At 60.1% G+C, this 16,569-nt stretch carries 17 protein-coding genes; 4 read left to right on the forward strand and 13 right to left on the reverse strand.

Going from position 1 to position 16,569, the window contains the following annotated elements; all coding sequences use genetic code 11:
* Window positions 1-37: 37 nt before the first annotated feature.
* The 5 genes from ACXAH3_RS11485 to ACXAH3_RS11505 all read right to left on the reverse strand — a co-directional run bounded on the left by ACXAH3_RS11485 (window position 38) and on the right by ACXAH3_RS11505 (window position 3,822).
* Window positions 38-688: an N-acetylmuramoyl-L-alanine amidase gene (locus ACXAH3_RS11485; protein WP_474862217.1), complete on the reverse strand. Its 651-nt coding sequence runs from the start codon at window positions 686-688 to the stop codon at window positions 38-40.
* Window positions 688-1,446: a hypothetical protein gene (locus ACXAH3_RS11490; RefSeq protein ID WP_474862218.1), complete on the reverse strand. Its 759-nt coding sequence runs from the start codon at window positions 1,444-1,446 to the stop codon at window positions 688-690. The genes ACXAH3_RS11485 and ACXAH3_RS11490 overlap by 1 nt, the downstream gene beginning before the upstream one ends.
* A 43-nt stretch (window positions 1,447-1,489) precedes the next feature.
* Window positions 1,490-2,971 (reverse strand): Asp-tRNA(Asn)/Glu-tRNA(Gln) amidotransferase subunit GatA, encoded by a 1,482-nt coding sequence (gatA, locus tag ACXAH3_RS11495; protein WP_474862219.1) that lies wholly within the window; start codon window positions 2,969-2,971, stop codon window positions 1,490-1,492.
* A gap of 12 nt (window positions 2,972-2,983) precedes the next feature.
* On the reverse strand, window positions 2,984-3,271 hold the full coding sequence (gene gatC, locus ACXAH3_RS11500; protein ID WP_108857251.1) for an Asp-tRNA(Asn)/Glu-tRNA(Gln) amidotransferase subunit GatC: 288 nt from the start codon (window positions 3,269-3,271) through the stop codon (window positions 2,984-2,986).
* A 95-nt stretch (window positions 3,272-3,366) separates the two neighbouring features.
* Complete coding sequence (locus tag ACXAH3_RS11505) at window positions 3,367-3,822, reverse strand: nucleoside deaminase (RefSeq protein ID WP_474862220.1); 456 nt, start codon at window positions 3,820-3,822, stop codon at window positions 3,367-3,369.
* A gap of 71 nt (window positions 3,823-3,893) precedes the next feature.
* Between ACXAH3_RS11505 and ACXAH3_RS11510 the strand changes: the two genes are divergently transcribed.
* Window positions 3,894-4,775 (forward strand): pseudouridine synthase, encoded by an 882-nt coding sequence (locus ACXAH3_RS11510; protein WP_474862221.1) that lies wholly within the window; start codon window positions 3,894-3,896, stop codon window positions 4,773-4,775.
* Window positions 4,776-4,800: 25 nt separating this feature from the next.
* Here ACXAH3_RS11510 and xseA read toward each other — a convergent pair whose 3' ends face one another.
* Complete coding sequence (xseA, locus tag ACXAH3_RS11515) at window positions 4,801-6,381, reverse strand: exodeoxyribonuclease VII large subunit (protein WP_474862222.1); 1,581 nt, start codon at window positions 6,379-6,381, stop codon at window positions 4,801-4,803.
* Window positions 6,382-6,456: 75 nt separating this feature from the next.
* Here xseA and purD point away from each other — a divergent pair, with 75 nt between their 5' ends.
* Entirely contained in the window at window positions 6,457-7,719 is a 1,263-nt protein-coding gene (gene purD / locus ACXAH3_RS11520) for a phosphoribosylamine--glycine ligase (RefSeq protein WP_474862223.1), read from the forward strand.
* Between the two features lie 98 nt (window positions 7,720-7,817).
* Here purD and ACXAH3_RS11525 read toward each other — a convergent pair whose 3' ends face one another.
* From ACXAH3_RS11525 to ACXAH3_RS11550, 6 genes are all read right to left on the reverse strand, one after another.
* Window positions 7,818-8,534 carry an FG-GAP repeat domain-containing protein gene (locus tag ACXAH3_RS11525; RefSeq protein WP_474862224.1) on the reverse strand — a complete coding sequence of 239 codons (717 nt, stop codon included), beginning with the start codon at window positions 8,532-8,534 and terminating at the stop codon, window positions 7,818-7,820.
* Window positions 8,534-8,857: a 2Fe-2S iron-sulfur cluster-binding protein gene (locus ACXAH3_RS11530; RefSeq protein ID WP_474862226.1), complete on the reverse strand. Its 324-nt coding sequence runs from the start codon at window positions 8,855-8,857 to the stop codon at window positions 8,534-8,536. The genes ACXAH3_RS11525 and ACXAH3_RS11530 overlap by 1 nt, the downstream gene beginning before the upstream one ends.
* Before the next feature lie 229 nt (window positions 8,858-9,086).
* Window positions 9,087-9,434, reverse strand: coding sequence for a hypothetical protein (locus ACXAH3_RS11535; protein ID WP_474862227.1), 348 nt, complete (start codon window positions 9,432-9,434; stop codon window positions 9,087-9,089).
* Window positions 9,435-9,545: 111 nt separating this feature from the next.
* Window positions 9,546-10,415 carry a 50S ribosomal protein L11 methyltransferase gene (locus tag ACXAH3_RS11540; RefSeq protein WP_474862228.1) on the reverse strand — a complete coding sequence of 290 codons (870 nt, stop codon included), beginning with the start codon at window positions 10,413-10,415 and terminating at the stop codon, window positions 9,546-9,548.
* Window positions 10,416-10,467: 52 nt separating this feature from the next.
* On the reverse strand, window positions 10,468-11,013 hold the full coding sequence (locus ACXAH3_RS11545) for a YcxB family protein (RefSeq protein ID WP_474862229.1): 546 nt from the start codon (window positions 11,011-11,013) through the stop codon (window positions 10,468-10,470).
* A 129-nt stretch (window positions 11,014-11,142) separates the two neighbouring features.
* Window positions 11,143-12,378: an MFS transporter gene (locus tag ACXAH3_RS11550; RefSeq protein ID WP_474862230.1), complete on the reverse strand. Its 1,236-nt coding sequence runs from the start codon at window positions 12,376-12,378 to the stop codon at window positions 11,143-11,145.
* Window positions 12,379-12,511: 133 nt separating this feature from the next.
* On the opposite strand from ACXAH3_RS11550, the gene ACXAH3_RS11555 reads away from it, so the two are divergent.
* Together ACXAH3_RS11555 and ACXAH3_RS11560 are read left to right on the forward strand one after the other, a co-directional pair.
* A complete protein-coding gene (locus ACXAH3_RS11555) occupies window positions 12,512-13,579 on the forward strand; it encodes a YeeE/YedE family protein (protein ID WP_474862231.1) in 1,068 nt (355 codons plus the stop codon).
* A 135-nt stretch (window positions 13,580-13,714) separates the two neighbouring features.
* Window positions 13,715-14,257, forward strand: coding sequence for a hypothetical protein (locus tag ACXAH3_RS11560; protein ID WP_474862232.1), 543 nt, complete (start codon window positions 13,715-13,717; stop codon window positions 14,255-14,257).
* A 58-nt stretch (window positions 14,258-14,315) separates the two neighbouring features.
* Here ACXAH3_RS11560 and ACXAH3_RS11565 read toward each other — a convergent pair whose 3' ends face one another.
* Window positions 14,316-16,511, reverse strand: coding sequence for a primosomal protein N' (locus ACXAH3_RS11565; RefSeq protein WP_474862233.1), 2,196 nt, complete (start codon window positions 16,509-16,511; stop codon window positions 14,316-14,318).
* Window positions 16,512-16,569 lie beyond the last annotated feature (58 nt).

The raw sequence follows: 16,569 nt of genomic DNA on the forward strand, positions 1-16,569 counted from the left end.
CGCTCACCCCGAGGTATTTTTGACAAGAAAATGAGGATTAGGCAGGCAGGGCGGCGAGGTCGTCAGCTGACAGCGGTCCCTCGCCCCATGGGCGGTGGCGCAGGCGCACAGTGGCCAGCAGTGTGGCGTCGTCGACGTCTATTGGATAGCCCAGAGTTTCGGCGCAGGCGCGAAAGGTCTCGGCAGAGGGCGCGGGGACCGGGTTTGCATTGCCTGATCGTTCAGCCAGCCCTTGTCGTGCCAACCGCGCCCAATCAAAGCGCGGGCCGGGGTCGGTCTTGCGCCCCGGTGCCATGTCGCTATGGCCGATCACACCTTTAGGCGGGATGCTCCAACGCGTCATGATGTTGGGCAACAGCGCTTCCAGCGTCGCCATCTGTGGTTCGGAAAACGGCGAGCCGCCGTCATTATCCATCTCGATTCCAATGGATCGAGAGTTGATGTCATCCACCCCGCCCCACGACCCGACACCCGCATGCCACGCGCGCATCTGTTCATCTACCAGCTGAAACAGCCGTCCGTCGCGATGTATCAGATAGTGTGCAGACACCTCATGTTCTGGGTCGCAAAGACGCTCTAGCGCCTCTTCCGGTTCCGACATGGCGGTATAGTGCAGGACGATCAAAGACGGCACCAACCCATCCCGGCGCGCGCCGAAATTTGGCGAGGGGTGCGAGACCGGCTGCATCACTCGGTCGAGATGTTCATTGTATCGCCGGGTAAGGGAACAGGCTGTGCAGAAGGCGTGGGAGCGACCGGAGATGTAGGTGTGACCGAAGGTGCTGGCGTCGTGGTCGGCTGGGTCGTGATGCCGATGGCTTCCAGTTCTGTCGAGCTGATCACTTCTTCTGTGTTCGGGGCGATCGCAGGCACACCGCGCGCTGCGCGGAACGGTGCAGGATCCCACGCGCAGGCAAAGCCATCGCCATCCGGGTCGATCCCATAGCGGTCCCGCTGCGGGCCTCCGCTTTCAAGGAAAGCGATCTGGGCGAAATCAGCCGAGGTATAACGCGAACAGTTGCGTTGCGCGCGCGCGTCACCCGACAGCGCTGAGCGTTGATACGCAGCCTGCCCAACCGAATTGGTCGTGGACAGCGCATATTGCACGATCGAAGCCGAGCTTCCAGCAGGTCGATCCGGCAAAGCTTCGGGCTGCACTTGCTCGTAATTCGCGCGATAGCCTTCCAGGCGCGCAGCATCGCTTTCGATGCTTTCACGCGAAGACACAGCGGCGAAATCCTGTTCGTCCGAAATCGTTGCCGCCTCGGACGCTGCTGTCGGCGATGCATCAACCGAACTTCCGTCACCAAAGGCAGACAAAGGCTGCCCGTTTGCGCCCACCGCCGCGGCGCGGCCCTGCAGGTTTTCCGGCGACCGGCTGTCCGGCATGGGTCCGACGCATCCAGCCATAAGGCCAAGGAAAGCAAGTCCAACTGTGATGCGCATCGCGGGGCTCCTTCGGGTTTCGGTCACGCCAATGGGGCGCGGTTTACCACCATTTCGACGGCTTCGCCACAAAGCCCGCGCGGGTTTCGACCTCGTGGGCGATATTCAGCAGGTCGCCTTCTTCCCACGGACGGCCGATCAATTGCAGGCCAAGGGGCAGGCCCTGCGCATCCAGACCCGCAGGAATCGAGATGCCCGGAAGGCCAGCGAGGTTCACTGTCACTGTGAAGACGTCATTCAGGTACATTTTCACGGGATCCGCGTCTGCCATCTCGCCCAGCCCAAAGGCCGACGACGGCGTGGCTGGGGTCAGGATCGCGTCAACACCAGCCGCGAAGACATCGTCGAAGTCTTTCTTGATCAATGCACGCACGCGACGCGCGCGGTTATAGTACGCATCGTAGAAACCTGCCGACAACACATAGGTGCCGACCATCACGCGGCGCTGAACCTCGTCACCGAAGCCTTCGGCGCGGGTTTTCTCGTACATCTCGTTGATGCCGTCACCAGCTTCCAGCTTGGCGCGGTGGCCGTATTTCACACCGTCATAGCGGGCAAGGTTCGACGAGGCTTCGGCGGGTGCAATCACGTAATAGGCAGGCAGCGCGTACTTGGTGTGCGGCAGCGAGATGTCGACGATCTCGGCCCCTGCATCGCGCAGCATGTCGGCACCATCGGCCCAAAGCTTCTCGATCTCAGCAGGAATACCTTCCATGTGGTATTCTTTCGGGATCCCGATCTTCTTGCCTTTGATGTCGCCGGTCAGCATGGCTTCGAAGTTCGGCACCGGAATATCGGCGCTGGTCGAATCCTTCGCGTCATGGCCACACATAGCTTCCAGCATGATCGCCGCGTCACGCACCGATTTGGTCATCGGCCCGGCCTGATCCAGCGAGGATGCAAAAGCCACGATCCCCCAGCGCGAGCAGCGGCCATAGGTCGGCTTGATGCCGGTGATGCCGGTGAAGGCCGCAGGCTGGCGGATCGAGCCGCCGGTGTCGGTGCCGGTTGCGGCCAGACACAGGTCAGCGGCTACGGCGCTCGCCGAACCACCCGACGAGCCACCCGGCGTCAGATCGCGGTCGTCCACTTTCCACGGGTTTACAGCGTTGCCATAAACCGAGGTTTCGTTCGACGAGCCCATGGCGAATTCGTCCATGTTCAGCTTGCCCAGCATAACCGTGCCAGCGTCCAGCAGGTTCTGGCTGACTGTCGATTCGTATTCCGGCTTGAAACCATCAAGGATTTTTGAGGCCGCCTGCGAGGGCACGCCCTTGGTGCAGAACAGGTCTTTGATGCCCAGCGGGATGCCGCACATATCAGGTGCGTCGCCAGCCTGAAGACGCGCATCAGCGGCTTTAGCCTGCTCGCGCGCCAGATCCGGGGTGTTGTGCACGAAAGCGCCCAGCGCACCGGCGCCTTCGATTTCCGTCAAGCAGGCTTCGGTAATCTCGGCCGAGGTCACATCGCCCTTACGCAGCGCGTCACGGGCATCGGCAATGGTCAGTTTGTTCAGCTCGGTCATATCCCTGCCCCCTTATTCGACAACTTTCGGAACGGCGAAGAAGCCTTCGCGCGCATCCGGTGCGTTGGACAGGATTTTTTCCGGCATGCCGCCATCCGTCACCACATCTTCACGACGCTTCAGACGCATCGGCGTGACCGAGGTCATCGGCTCGACACCTTCCACATCTACTTCGTTCAGTTGCTCGATGAACCCAAGGATCGCATTGAAATTCTCGGCCAGCTCCGGCAGGCGGTCGTCTTCGACCTTGATGCGGGCCAGATGCGCAACCTTGCGCGCGGTTTCGATATCAATCGACATGTAGGTGTCTCCGGATGTGTGTGCGCGAGGGCGCGTTGCATCGTCATTTATCGCGCAGGACGGCAGGCTGCAAGCGGTGTGGGTGTTGAAGGGGCTCAATCCCGCTTTGCTGCAAAGAAGGATTTCAAAAGTGCCTCGGATGGCGCGGCCCCAATGCCATCATAGACCTCGGGGACATGGTGGCATTGCGGATGGCTGAAAATGCGCGGCCCATGAGCAACGCCGCCCGATTTGGGATCATCGGCCCCGTAATAGATTCGCCGGATCCGCGCCGCAGACAGGGCCGTGGCGCACATCGGGCACGGTTCCAACGTGACATAGAGGTCATAGCCCGGCAGCCGTTCGGACCCAGCTTGGGCACAGCCCTCGCGGATCACAAGAATCTCGGCATGTGCGGTGGGGTCGTTCAACTCGCGGGTCCGATTTCCGGCCTGCGCAACAACCTTCCCTTCGGGCGAGACCAAAACGGCGCCAACAGGCACCTCGCCGCGGGCGGCAGCGGCGCGGGCCTCGGCCATGGCAGTGTCCATATGGCTTTTGAAACGGGTCATGCCCCTTCATGCCTTCCCTGCCGGCGATTGCCAAGGCTTCCCCTTTCGCACTGCGCAGGCTATGCGGGGGTATGACGGATAAACCCACCCCAGCAGGCGACCGGATCGCCAAAGTGCTTTCGCGCGCAGGCATTGCCAGCCGCCGCGAGGCCGAACGCATGATCGAAGCCGGGCGCGTCAGCGTCAACGGCTCTGTGATCGACAGCCCCGCCCTGAACGTGACCCCCAAGGACAAGATCCTTGTGGATGAAAAACCCGTGGCCGAGCCCGAGCCCCCGCGCATCTGGCTGTATCACAAGCCCACCGGGCTGGTGACCACGGCCAAGGACGAGAAAGGTCGTGAAACTGTCTTTGACAAGCTGCCCGAGGATATGCCGCGCGTGATGAGCGTGGGGCGCTTGGATTTGAACTCGGAAGGGCTGCTTTTGCTGACCAATGACGGTGGCGTGAAACGCAAGCTTGAGCTGCCCTCGACGGGGTGGACCCGCAAGTATCGTGTGCGGGTGAAAGGTAAACCGACGGATGACATGCTGGCTCCGGCACGCAAAGGAATCACCGTCGATGGCGAGCGGTTCCAACCGATGTCGATTTCGCTTGATCGGCAGCAGGGTGCAAACGCGTGGCTGACCATCAGCATCCGCGAAGGCAAAAACCGCGAGATTCGCCGCGCTATGGAAGCGATTGGACTATCCGTGAACCGCCTGCTTCGTGTGAGTTACGGCCCGTTCCAACTGGGCGAGCTGAAAGCAGGCGAAGTCGAAGAGATCCGCCAGCGCGTGGTGCGTGAACAATTGGGAATGGAAGCCCCTGCGAAAGCTCCCGCGCGCAAACGATCTGGCCCAGCAAAAGGCAATCGCGGGACGGCTGGGAAACCTCAGCCGAAGCGCGGGATGAAACCGGGGAAAAGGGGCGCTGCCCCTCGCGGCCGGGGCCGCTCACCCCGGGATACTTAAAACAAGAAAAAGCGCCTGAGCTTTCTTAGAACAGAGACCCTTGTCCGGGGTCTGATTTCTTGGGCTTGCTGGGTTTGGTGGCTGGATTCGGTGATGTGGCCGCTGTTGAGTGTAGTGCATCGCTTAGCGTCAGGCGTCCATCGGCGAACTCGATCTCTAACGCGGTGGCTTTGCTGGCGGCGTCTTGTGTTGTAACCACATCGCCATCATCCCGCACCACTGCATAGCCGCGCTTCAAGGTCTCGGTATAGCCAAGTGTCTGGCGCATCCGCTCCAGAGCGGTCAGCCGGTCCTGTTGGCGCATGACGGTCGAAAGATAGGCGTTGTCCAGTCGGGACGCCGTGTCTTGCAAGGCTTGCGCACGCTGTTGATTTGCCTGCACAAAACGCCCCGCATCCAATCGCGCGGCCAAACGGTCAAGCTCGCGTCGATGCTGAGCGGTGCCACGTGACAGGCCCGGCCCAAGGCGGGTGGTCGCCATGGTCAGCCGGTCTCGTAGCGGCGCAAGGCGTGCGGTCAGAGCGCGCGGGCGCAGGCCGGCTGACGCCTCGCTCAGCTTCACGCGTCGCGCTTGCGTCATTTGGGTCAAGGCGATAGGAAGCTTCAAGGATGCCGTGTCCAGCCGCTGTCGTGGCCCATCCAAAAGCGCATCCGAGCGGGGCAGCGCGCGGGAAAGATCACGAAGGCGCTGGCTGCGTTGCGTGACGCCCTGTTCCAGAGCGCGGGTCAGGCGCGTGCCTTGTTCCTCGGTCCATGCCAGCAGCTCCAATCGCACAGGCACTGCATGTTCAGCAGCAGCCGTAGGCGTCGGCGCCCGCAGGTCCGAGACGAAGTCAATTAGTGTGGTGTCGGTTTCATGTCCCACCGCCGAAATCAGCGGAATCTCGGAAGCGGCAGCAGCCCGTGCGACCACCTCTTCGTTAAATCCCCACAAATCCTCGATCGAGCCACCTCCGCGCGCGACGATGAGCAAATCGGGTCTCGGCAGTGCTCCGCCCGGCGTCAGCCGGTTAAACCCTTCAATGGCCGCCGCCACTTGCGGTGCACATGCGTCCCCCTGCACGGCCACGGGCCAAATCAGCACCTTGCGCGGGAAACGATCGCGCAGGCGGTGCAGGATATCGCGGATCACCGCCCCGGAAGGTGACGTCACGACCCCAATCACTTCGGGTAGGAAAGGTATCTTTTTCTTGCGTTCGGGCGCAAATAACCCCTCGGCCGCCAGCGCTTTCTTGCGCTTTTCCAACATCGCCATCAACGCGCCTTCGCCCGCGACTACGACGTCATCGACGTTGATCTGGTATTTCGACTGGCTGCCAAAGGTCGTGATTTTGCCCGAGACAATGACCTCCATCCCCTCTTCCGGCATGATCGACAGGCGGCTGACCTGCCCTTTCCAGCTGACCGCTGCGATCACCGACCGGTCGTCTTTCACATCGAAATACAGATGGCCCGAGCGTGCCAGCATCACGCGCCCGACCTCTCCGCGCACGCGAACGCGGCCAAAAGCGCCCTCGATGGTTTTCTTAACCGCGCCGGAAATTTCCGAAACGGTGAACTCGGGCGTGTTTTCGCCGGGGGTTGGGTCGTCAATCAGGTCTGACATGTGGTCTCGGTTCTTGTGCATTGCGTGTTGCGACCTTAGAACGCCCGTAACGGAAGGCCAAGCGGGAGAGCATCCATGAACATCCTTATTCTGGGCAGCGGCGGGCGCGAGCACGCTTTGGCGTGGGCCGTGATGCAGAACCCGAAATGCGACCGACTGATTGTTGCGCCGGGCAACGCGGGCATGGCTCAGATCGCGGAATGCGCAAAGCTCGATATCGAGGATGGCGGCGCGGTGGCGACTTTCGCTCAAGACAACACCATCGACTTCGTGATTGTCGGCCCCGAGGCCCCGCTGGCTGCGGGTGTAGCGGACCGTCTTCGCGAGGCGGGCATCAAGGTATTTGGCCCATCAGCCGAAGCCGCAAAGCTGGAAGCGTCAAAAAGCTTCACCAAGGAAATCTGCGACGCGGCAAACGCGCCGACTGCCGCTTATGGCCACTTCACAGACGCCGAGGCCGCCAAGGCCTATATCCGCGAACAGGGTGCGCCGATTGTGGTGAAAGCCGACGGGCTGGCTGCTGGCAAGGGCGTGATCGTTGCGATGGACGAAACGACCGCACTGGATGCAATCGACGATATGTTCGGCGGCGCCTTCGGGGGCGCGGGGGCCGAGGTTGTGATTGAAGAGTTCATGGAAGGCGAAGAAGCCTCGTACTTCATCCTTTGTGACGGCAAAACCGCCTTACCCATCGGCACCGCACAGGACCACAAACGCGTGGGCGATGGCGACACCGGGTTGAACACCGGCGGCATGGGTGCCTATTCCCCGGCCCCCGTTCTAACGGACGAGATCGCTGCCCGCGCGATGCGCGAGATTGTACAGCCAACCGTGGACGAAATGGCAAAGCGCGGGACGCCTTATCAGGGGGTTCTCTATGCGGGCTTCATGATCAAGGACGGACAGGCGCGACTGGTCGAATACAATGTGCGGTTCGGTGATCCGGAATGCCAGGTATTGATGATGCGCCTGGGCGCTCAGGCGTTGGACCTGATGCTGGCTTGCGCCGAGGAACGTCTGGACGAGGCGCAGGTGAACTGGGCGGACGATCACGCGATGACAGTGGTAATGGCCGCCAATGGCTATCCGGGGTCGTATGAAAAAGGATCCGTGATCAACGGATTGGGTGCTTTGACTGAGGATTCTAAGAACATGGTGTTCCACGCGGGCACGACCGAAGTGAATGGTAAGATCACAGCCTCGGGCGGGCGGGTGCTGAACGTCACCGCGCGCGGGGCAAGCCTGCAAGAAGCGCGTGACCGGGCCTATGCGATGATCGAGGGGATTGATTGGCCGGAAGGCTTCAACCGTTCGGATATTGGCTGGCGGGCGCTTTAGGGCGGCAACTGACGTCGTGAGACTTTAGGGGGCTTTGCCCCCACGCGCGCCCTATCGGGGACACGTTCCCCCAAGGTATTTATGACAAGAACACAAGGTCAGTCGCAGCGGAGTGCTGCGATTAGGCTGCTGGGGTCTTTGTAGGGGCCGAACGGGCTGATCTCGAATTCGCCATCAATCAAGCGCGCTTCCATCACGCGGGACCAGTTTGCGCTGGCAGTCACGACCACGGGCGGTTGGCCCAGGCAAAGCCTTACACCGCCTTCGATCTCGGGGCTGCCGTATTTGTGATTGGTCAGCCCGCCGACGGATGCGATCTCGGTGAAGGTAAATGGCGCTTGAGAGGTTTCGACCGTTTGCAACCGCAGTTGGCGCGCAAGATGGGGGCGGTCGACGAAGGCTATCTCGTCCAGCCCGTCGCCGTTGAAATCAGCGATCCCAGCCACGGCCAGCCAGCGGTGCCGGGTGCCAATGGGGGCGTTGTGCCCAAGAGCGGTCAGCGTGTCATCTTGCATTCCATAGATGCGGATCATCGCACCGGTGGTGTCTCCGCTGAAGACGGTGACGACCTCGGGCGAGCCATCGCTGTCGAAATCATGCAGGCGCGGGGCTGTGTCTTCGAAGACGCCTGTGCTTGCCCGCGTCACAAGGCGTGTACCGTCCGTCAGCGTGACCTCAAGCGCGCCGTATTCCCCGCCAGGCACCGCCCCATGGCCGTAGCGGTCGGTCGGTTCGACATAGCGAGCCGAGACAATGTCGGCCGCAGCAGGCGCGGCCAGACACAAAGATATAAGAGCAGCTGTGTAGCCGCGCATTAGATCTGTTTTTCGGGCATATGCACGACCAGACCGTCCAGATCGTCCGTGACTTTGATCTGACAGGTCAGGCGCGAACGGGCTGCATCGGGTTCAAAGGCGAAGTCCAGCATGTCTTCTTCCATTGCGTCCTTCGCGGGGATCTTTTCGATCCATGCGTTGTCCACATAGACGTGGCAGGTCGAACAGGCGCAGGCGCCGCCGCAATCTGCTTCGATTCCGGGAACATTATTGTCGCGCGCACCTTCCATGACAGTCAGGCCAGGAGCAACGTCCACGACGTGTTGGGTTCCGTTGTGCTCGATATAGGTGATCTTAGCCATGTGGCCTCTCCGTTCTCTGGCGCATCGCGCATGGGTTTGCTTCCTCCACGCGGACGACGGTCATTTCGTTCGACAGACCAGATAGCAATGAAATCACGTAATTTCGAGCCTAAAAACGGCGAAAAATGTCGCGTGGGCTTCACAAGCCCGTTTGCGAGACAAACACGACAAACCCACCCGAATCGCTTCGGATGGGTAAGACTTCTGATCGCGGGAACAGAAAGTGAATTTAGAAGAGGCCCGAAAGGTACTCGGCAACGGCCCGTGTCAGCGGGTCAATTTGCATCAGCCAAGCACCGGCTTTTTCAATCGCTCCACCTTCGGCAAGGCTTTCAAGCCGTGTCGAATAGCTGGAAAGACCGACCTGACTGACCAAAATCCCTTTGAATAGGACCAGACCAACAAGAGCCAGCAAAATCGCACGCAGCGGGAAGCTGCGGCTTTTGAAGCTTTTTTCCTTCGGAACCAACAGCCCGTCGCGTTCCACAAGGTGGACATAGCCCCGAGCCATTTTGTTGTGACGGCGATCAATTTGCCGGATACGTTTTCGAAAATCTCGTACTTGAGTTTCGGCCATGGTCAACTTCCCCTAGTTGATGAGCCCAGATTAATACTATTGCAGCAATTCCAGATTAAAGCAAATTTGTGGCAATTGCTAGGAAACCTATTGTTTCTTGCCACATTTTCTTCATTTTCTCTGCAAAATCAATGTTGTCCAATCCCCAATTTCTTCACGTAAGGTCAACTTGAACCCGTTTTGATTGTAGCTTTCCAATACATCTTCAGCCTGAGGGTTAAGAATCCCAGACAGGATCGCATAGCCATTTTTACCGATATTTTTTCCCATATCGGGTGCCAGACCGATCAGTGGACCTTTGAGAATATTGGCAAAAACCAGATCGAACGGGGCCTTGGACGCAAGCTCTTCAGCGCCAAACCCAGCGGCCTCGACGCACTGCACGCGGTCCGACAAATCGTTGGCCGCGACATTGGCGCGGGCGACATCAACGGCGACCTCGTCAATATCACTTGCGATGACGGGATTGGGCCAGATCTTAGCCGCCGCCATCGCCAGAACGGCGGTGCCGCAGCCGATATCGGCCACATTTTTACCCACAAACCCGGTTTGCGCCAGATGATCCAACGCACGCAGGCAGCCCAAAGTGGTGCCATGATGCCCTGTACCAAAAGCCATCGCCGCGTCAATCAACAGCCCGATCTTGTCGTCGGGCAAAGATGCGGCGTCGTGACTTCCAAAAACGAAGAAACGCCCGGCCTCGACCGGGGCCAGTTCACGTTTGACATGGGCGACCCAGTCGACCTCGGGCAGTTCGGACACGCTGAAATCATTTGCGCCGTGCATGGACGCCAACAGCGCAAGCCCGGCGGCGTCAGGTTCTTCGACGAAATAGCCCCCAACTTCCCAAATGCCGCTGTCGTCTTCGATTTCAAAAACACCGACACCCGTGGGTTCGGGCACAAGATGCTCCATCGCGGCCCCAAGGGCTTCGGCGGCGTCTTGTCCATCAAGGGTGGTTAGAGCGGTCCAGGTGGGCATGTTGTGTCCTTTCAAACAAGCCCCTGTGGCCTAGCGCCCCGATTTGGGCGGGTCAAGCGTCGGTCGCGCTGGTGTCCGCGATCACCGTGGCGCGCCATGCGTCGATCTGGTCGGCGACCTCTTGCATATGGGCGTCGCTATTGAAGGCAGAACGCCCAATGGGGCAGTAATCATAGGCGTCGATCAGCAACAGAAGCCCGCGCTCGGTCACGATCACGCCTTCCATATGGCTCCAGGAAATCAATACCTCATAGCCCGGGTGCGTGATGCGCATTCCCAGCGCAGACAGCACGATCCGAGCCACGCCCATGCGCAAGCGCGAGTTGCTGCGCGTCGCCTGATACGAGCGCCTGCTTTGTCGCCAGACAAGCAGCCCCGCCCCCAACAACAACATGAAGGACAGAAAGCCCCAAATCCCGGCATCGCTGGCAAAGGCAACGATGGCCGCGACACACATGAAGGCGGCAATCAGAATCATGGTCCGAGTCTCGCCGCCCCACCCCTTTGCATGCCGCCGTCTTTCGGCGACCAAAGCACGTTGGGCATAGTCGAAGTCAATCGCATCGAACCGCGAATAGAACTCAAAATTGGTGCTCAAAACGAGTCTCTTGAATAGATCAGCTTAGAAAACAAGTCCACCTTAGGACGAACGCCGTCAGTGTGCCAGATTGCAAAGGATCGGGCGAGTAAGGAAAATCCGACCCTATCCGGGCGCGCAGCTTCCCGCTTATCCGGGCACGCGGGCTAACCTTTGGGATAGGATTGTTTCGTTGCCTTTTTCCGGATGGCGCGGGATCAACAGGGCCAATCCCAGCGACACGCCAGCCATCGCTGCGGCCAGTCCGAACACCGCACCCGGCGAGACCACCCAGAGGTAACCCAGAAGCGCCGGCAGGAAGACCGCCGCGATATGGTTGATCGTGAAGGCAACTGCCGCCGTGGGGGCAATGTCTTGCGGATCCGCGATCTTCTGGAAATAGGTTTTCAGCGCAAAGGCCAAAGCGAAGAACAGGTGATCCAGCACGTAAAGTGCTGCGGCCAGCATGACGCCCCAGCCGAAATAATAAATCCCGCCATAGGCCAGAAACACGCCGATCAAGCCCACATATTCAAACGCCAGCGCGCGCCGCTCGCCCCAGATGGCGACAGCTTTGCCCATCAAGGGCGCGAAAAAGATGTTTGCGATATAGTTGATCAGGAACAGGGCCGTGACCTCGTGCACTTCGAAGCCAAAGCGCTCGACCATCATGAAGGCCGCGAAAACCACGAAAATCTGACGCCGTGCGCCTGCCATGAACTGCAGCGCATAATACAGCCAATACCGGCGACGCAGCACGAATTGCTTCAGCTGCGGCTCGGGGCTTTCGAATTGCGGATAGGCGAAATAGGCGAAGACCGCGATGGCAAGGGTTACGCCGCCCGCGATCATATAAACAAGATTATAGGTCAGATCGAAGCTCTTCCATGTCAGAACCAAAAGGCCATAGCTGACCAACGCGGCCGCAGACCCAATGGACATGATCCAGCCCAGCATTTGCGGGGCTTTCTTCTTATCGATCCATTGCAGCTGAAGCGATTGGTTCACCGTCTCGAAGTAATGAAACCCGATCGAGCTGAGCATGGTGACGGTCAGAATGCCGCCAAAACTGGGGAACCACGCGGTGATTGCTGTGGCCGCGCCCAGCAAAGCCAGCGATACGACGCCCAACACCTGCTCGCGAAACAGCATCAGCAGTGCGATGACGCCAATGGCCAGAAAGCCCGGGATCTCGCGCACCGTATGCAGCCAGCCGATCTCGACCCCGGTAAAATCCGCAGCCTCAATGACGAAGTTGTTTAACAGCGCCGACCAAGTGAAAAATGCAATCGGCATCCCTGCCGCCATCAGCATCAGCAGGAAGATAGGACGACGCCAAAACGGCAGATCGCGGGCGTCAGCAAGGGGCATAATCACGTGTCTCATGAGCCTGCCATACGCCCGTTTTCACCCGTTGGCGAGGGGTAAACGCATTCAATGATACAGATACGTTTCTGACTCAGATCAAGGCCCCCCGGGCGTCATGCGGGGATAAAGCGTCAAATCCAAGGAGCCCAACATGGACATTGTCCCCCTGATTGACCGCATCGGAGAGAACCCGACCGCCGCGCTGTTCGGCCTGATCACTGGCATTGTCTTCGGTGTCTCGGCCCAGCGCTCGCGCTTTTGCCTGCGCGCCGCCGCGGTCGAGTTCGCACGGCGGATGATGGACGCTTCGGTCGCGGTGTGGCTTCTGACCTTCTCGACCGCCGTGGTCTGGGTGCAGGGCGCGTCCCTTTTGGGCATGATGCGGCCCGAGGACGCGCGGATGATGGCGGTGACGGGCAGCTGGTCCGGTGCGATCATCGGCGGACTTTTGTTCGGGATCGGCATGGTGCTGGCGCGGGGCTGCTCGGGGCGGCTTCTGGTCTTGGCGGCCACCGGCAACTTGCGATCCGTCGTCTCGGGTCTGATCTTTGCTGTGGTCGCACAGATGAGCCTGCATGGCTGGCTTGCCCCCACCCGCGACAAGCTGGCCCGCATTTGGATGACCGAAGGCGGCGTGAACGTGAACCTTCTGAACGTGATCGGCCTGCCCGAATGGTCTGGCCTGGCGCTTGGCCTGATGACCGCCGTCCTAGCGCTTGTCATCGCGCGCAAGGCCGGACTTGGCCCGCGCCGTTTGATCTTCGGCTCAGGCGTTGGCTTCGCGGTCGCGCTTGGCTGGGTTCAGACCTATCAACTGTCCCTTGCCGCGTTCGAACCTGTGTCCGTCACTTCGGCCACCTTCTCGGGGCCATCTGCAAACACGCTGATGTTCTTCCTTGTCTCAGACCCGGTGCTGGAGTTCGACGTGGGCCTTGTGCCGGGCGTCGTCATCGGAGCCTTCGTCGCAAGCTGGCTGGCCGGAGAGTTCAAATTCCAAGGGTTCGAGGGCGAGGCCAACATGCGCCGTTCCATGACCGGCGCGGTCCTGATGGGCTTCGGCGCCATGCTGGCCGGCGGCTGTGCGATTGGCGCAGGTGTCACTGGAGGCTCGATCTTCGTCGGCACTGCATGGCTTGCGCTTTTGTGCATGTGGATCGGGGCGGTGGTGACGGATGCGCTGGTGGATCAGCGCGGGGCCGTTGGGGTGGCGGCGGAGTAGCTTACCAGAAGTTATGTTGGATCGTTCCTGTTGCAACGCACTTGGCACATCGCTATCACCACCCAAGGTGGAAACCTCACCTTCATCACGAGTAGGTTCTTACACCAAAGTTGAGCTAGTTATTAAAGGAAGACCATGAAGTTTCTGTCCAAGTCTATGGTTCTGGGCTGCACGCTATTCGCGTTTGGCTGCGTCGATAGTGATCCTGAGTACAAAGCGGAAAAGGCAAGGCAGCGCGCCGAATACTCCAAAGAATCCTCAAATCTGGCGAAGGCCGAGTTCAGCCCGTTGTTGCCGATCTGCCTAAACAAGCTTGAGCGCGGCGTGGCTTCCAATCCAGCACAGTTGGCCAAACTCGGATACAAGAAACAGTCGGTTTCGCTTGTTGGCAAAGAGAACTACGTAAAACCCCGCGGCTCTAACTTCTCAGATCGCGTCAATATGAAAAACACTACCCTTGTGCTTCACAAGGATCGTTGTAGTTTTGGGCTGGGCAACTATGCCAGCGTCCAAGAAGGCGGCACCGTTCTGCGCGAGTTGCTGAAGGCACACGGTTATAAATACACCACCAACATCGGCGGCAGTAAATTTATATTCGAGAAGGGAGCATCCCGACTGGCCTTGACTGGCTTCTTCTACAGTAGCGCAACGCATTACACCCTCGAAAAAACAAACTAACCGATAGACAGCTAACTCTGTGAAGCCCCGTTTTCTGGGCTTCACGTCTTAGAGGCCCTCAATAAAAACTCTGCGGATCGATATCCACAGACACCCGCATATCCCCTTTGATCTGAAACTGCGCCAGCCAGCGTTTTAGCGCGGCTTGGATGGGGGCTGTTTTCTCGGCCTTCACCAGAAGTCGCACACGATGACGTCCGCGTACGCGCGCAATCGGCGCGGGGGCAGGGCCAAACAGCTGTGCGCCGATTTGATGAAGCGGCTCGGACCTTCGGGCCATCTCGGCCCCCAGATCGAACACAGCTTGAAGGTCGGGCGAGGACAGGACGATCCCCACCAGACGCCCATAGGGCGGCACGCCTGCGGCTTGGCGTTCGCTGGCCTCGGCTTTCCAAAACCGCTCTTCCTCGCCCGCCAAGATGGCGCGGATCACGGGATGTTCGGGCTGGAAGGTTTGCAGCAATGCGACGCCCGGCGTTTCCGCCCGCCCTGCCCGACCGGCGACTTGTCGGATAAGTTGGAACGTGCGTTCAGCGGCGCGCAGGTCAGAGCCTTGCAGGCCAAGATCGGCATCGATCACCCCCACGAGTGTTAGCTTGGGGAAGTTGTGCCCCTTGGCGACCAATTGCGTACCGATGATGATGTCGGCGCCACCGTCCGCAATCAGCTCGATCTGTTCTTTCAACGCCCGCGCCGACCCGAACAGGTCCGAGGACAGCACCGCAATGCGCGCGTCAGGGAAGGCTGCGGTCACTTCCTCGGCCAGACGTTCGACACCCGGCCCGACCGGAGCCAGCTTGCCTTCAACTTCGCATTCCGGGCAGGCGTCCGGCATCGGTTTTGTTTCGCCGCATTGATGGCAGACAAGGCGTTTTTGGAAGCGGTGTTCGACCATCCGCGCGTCGCAATGATCGCAGCCGATCTGGTGCCCACAGGCACGGCAGATGGTGACGGGCGCATAGCCGCGGCGGTTGATGAACAGAAGCGATTGCTCGCCACGTTCGATGCGCAACCGCACGGCCGCTTTCAAAGTAGGAGAAATCCAGCTTTGCGCGGGCAGGTCTTCCTGTCGCATATCTATCGCGCGCATGTCCGGCATGACGGCTGGGCCATAACGGCTGGTGAGTTCAATGCGCTTGTATTTCCCGGCTTCGCAATTGGCCCATGTTTCCAACGACGGCGTGGCGGACGCTAGCACCACCTGAGCATCACAAATCGACGCCCGCATCACGGCCATGTCACGGGCCGAGTACAGCACTCCGTCTTCCTGTTTATAGGAACTGTCATGTTCCTCATCCACGATGATCAGACCCAGATCGCGGAACGGCAGATAAAGCGCCGATCGCGCGCCAACGACCAACTGCGCATCCCCCTGTCCGACCATGCGCCAACACCGGCGGCGTTCGGTCATGGTAACGCCCGAATGCCATTCGGCGGGGCGCGCGCCAAAGCGCTCTTCGACCCGTTTCAGAAACTCAGCGGTTAGGGCGATTTCCGGCAGCAGCACCAACGCCTGACGACCCTTGCGTAGACAGGCGGCAACGGCTTCCAGATAGACCTCGGTCTTGCCGGCCCCTGTCACGCCGCGAAGAAGCGTGGTGCCGTAGCGGCCCGAGCGCACCCCGTCGGTCAGCTGTTTTGCAGCGGCGGCCTGATCTTCGGTCAGCTCTTTGCCGGGGAGTGATGGGTCAAGCCGCGGATAAGGCATATCGCGCGGGGTGTCCTCTTCCCGGATCGCGCCGAGCTTGACCAGACCCTTCACCACGGACCCGCTAACGCCCGCCAGATCGCCCAATTCCTTTTGCGTAAAGCCAACGCCGGGCTGGTCCATCAGCACGTTCATCACCTTGGCGCGTGCATCGGTCAGGCGATTAGGACGATGGCCCGACGCTTTCAACACCTTCCGCATCGACGGTGGATCGGACAGCCCCGGCGCGCGTGTGGCTAGGCGCAACATCTGGCTCATCGGGGTCAGGGTATAATCTCCAACGCGGGTCAAAAACTCGGCCATCTCGCGGCGCATCGGCGCCACGTCCAGAACACGGATCACCGCGCGCAGCTTAGACGCATCAAAGCCGCCTTCGCCCGGCCCCCAAACAACACCCAGCACTTTGCGCGGTCCAAGCGGAACCTCGACGAAATCGCCCTGCACGCAACCCCCTTCGGGTGCGCGGTAGGTCAGGATTCGATCCAGAGGCTGGGCGGTCAACACGCCGACCCTTGCGCCTGCCGGAAACTGCTCGATGTCGCTCATATTGCCAGATTCCCCGTCATCAAAAACACCATAAGGGCTTTCTGCGCGCGCGCCCATG

Source organism: Aliiroseovarius sp. ABM4_368, from assembly GCF_056161205.1.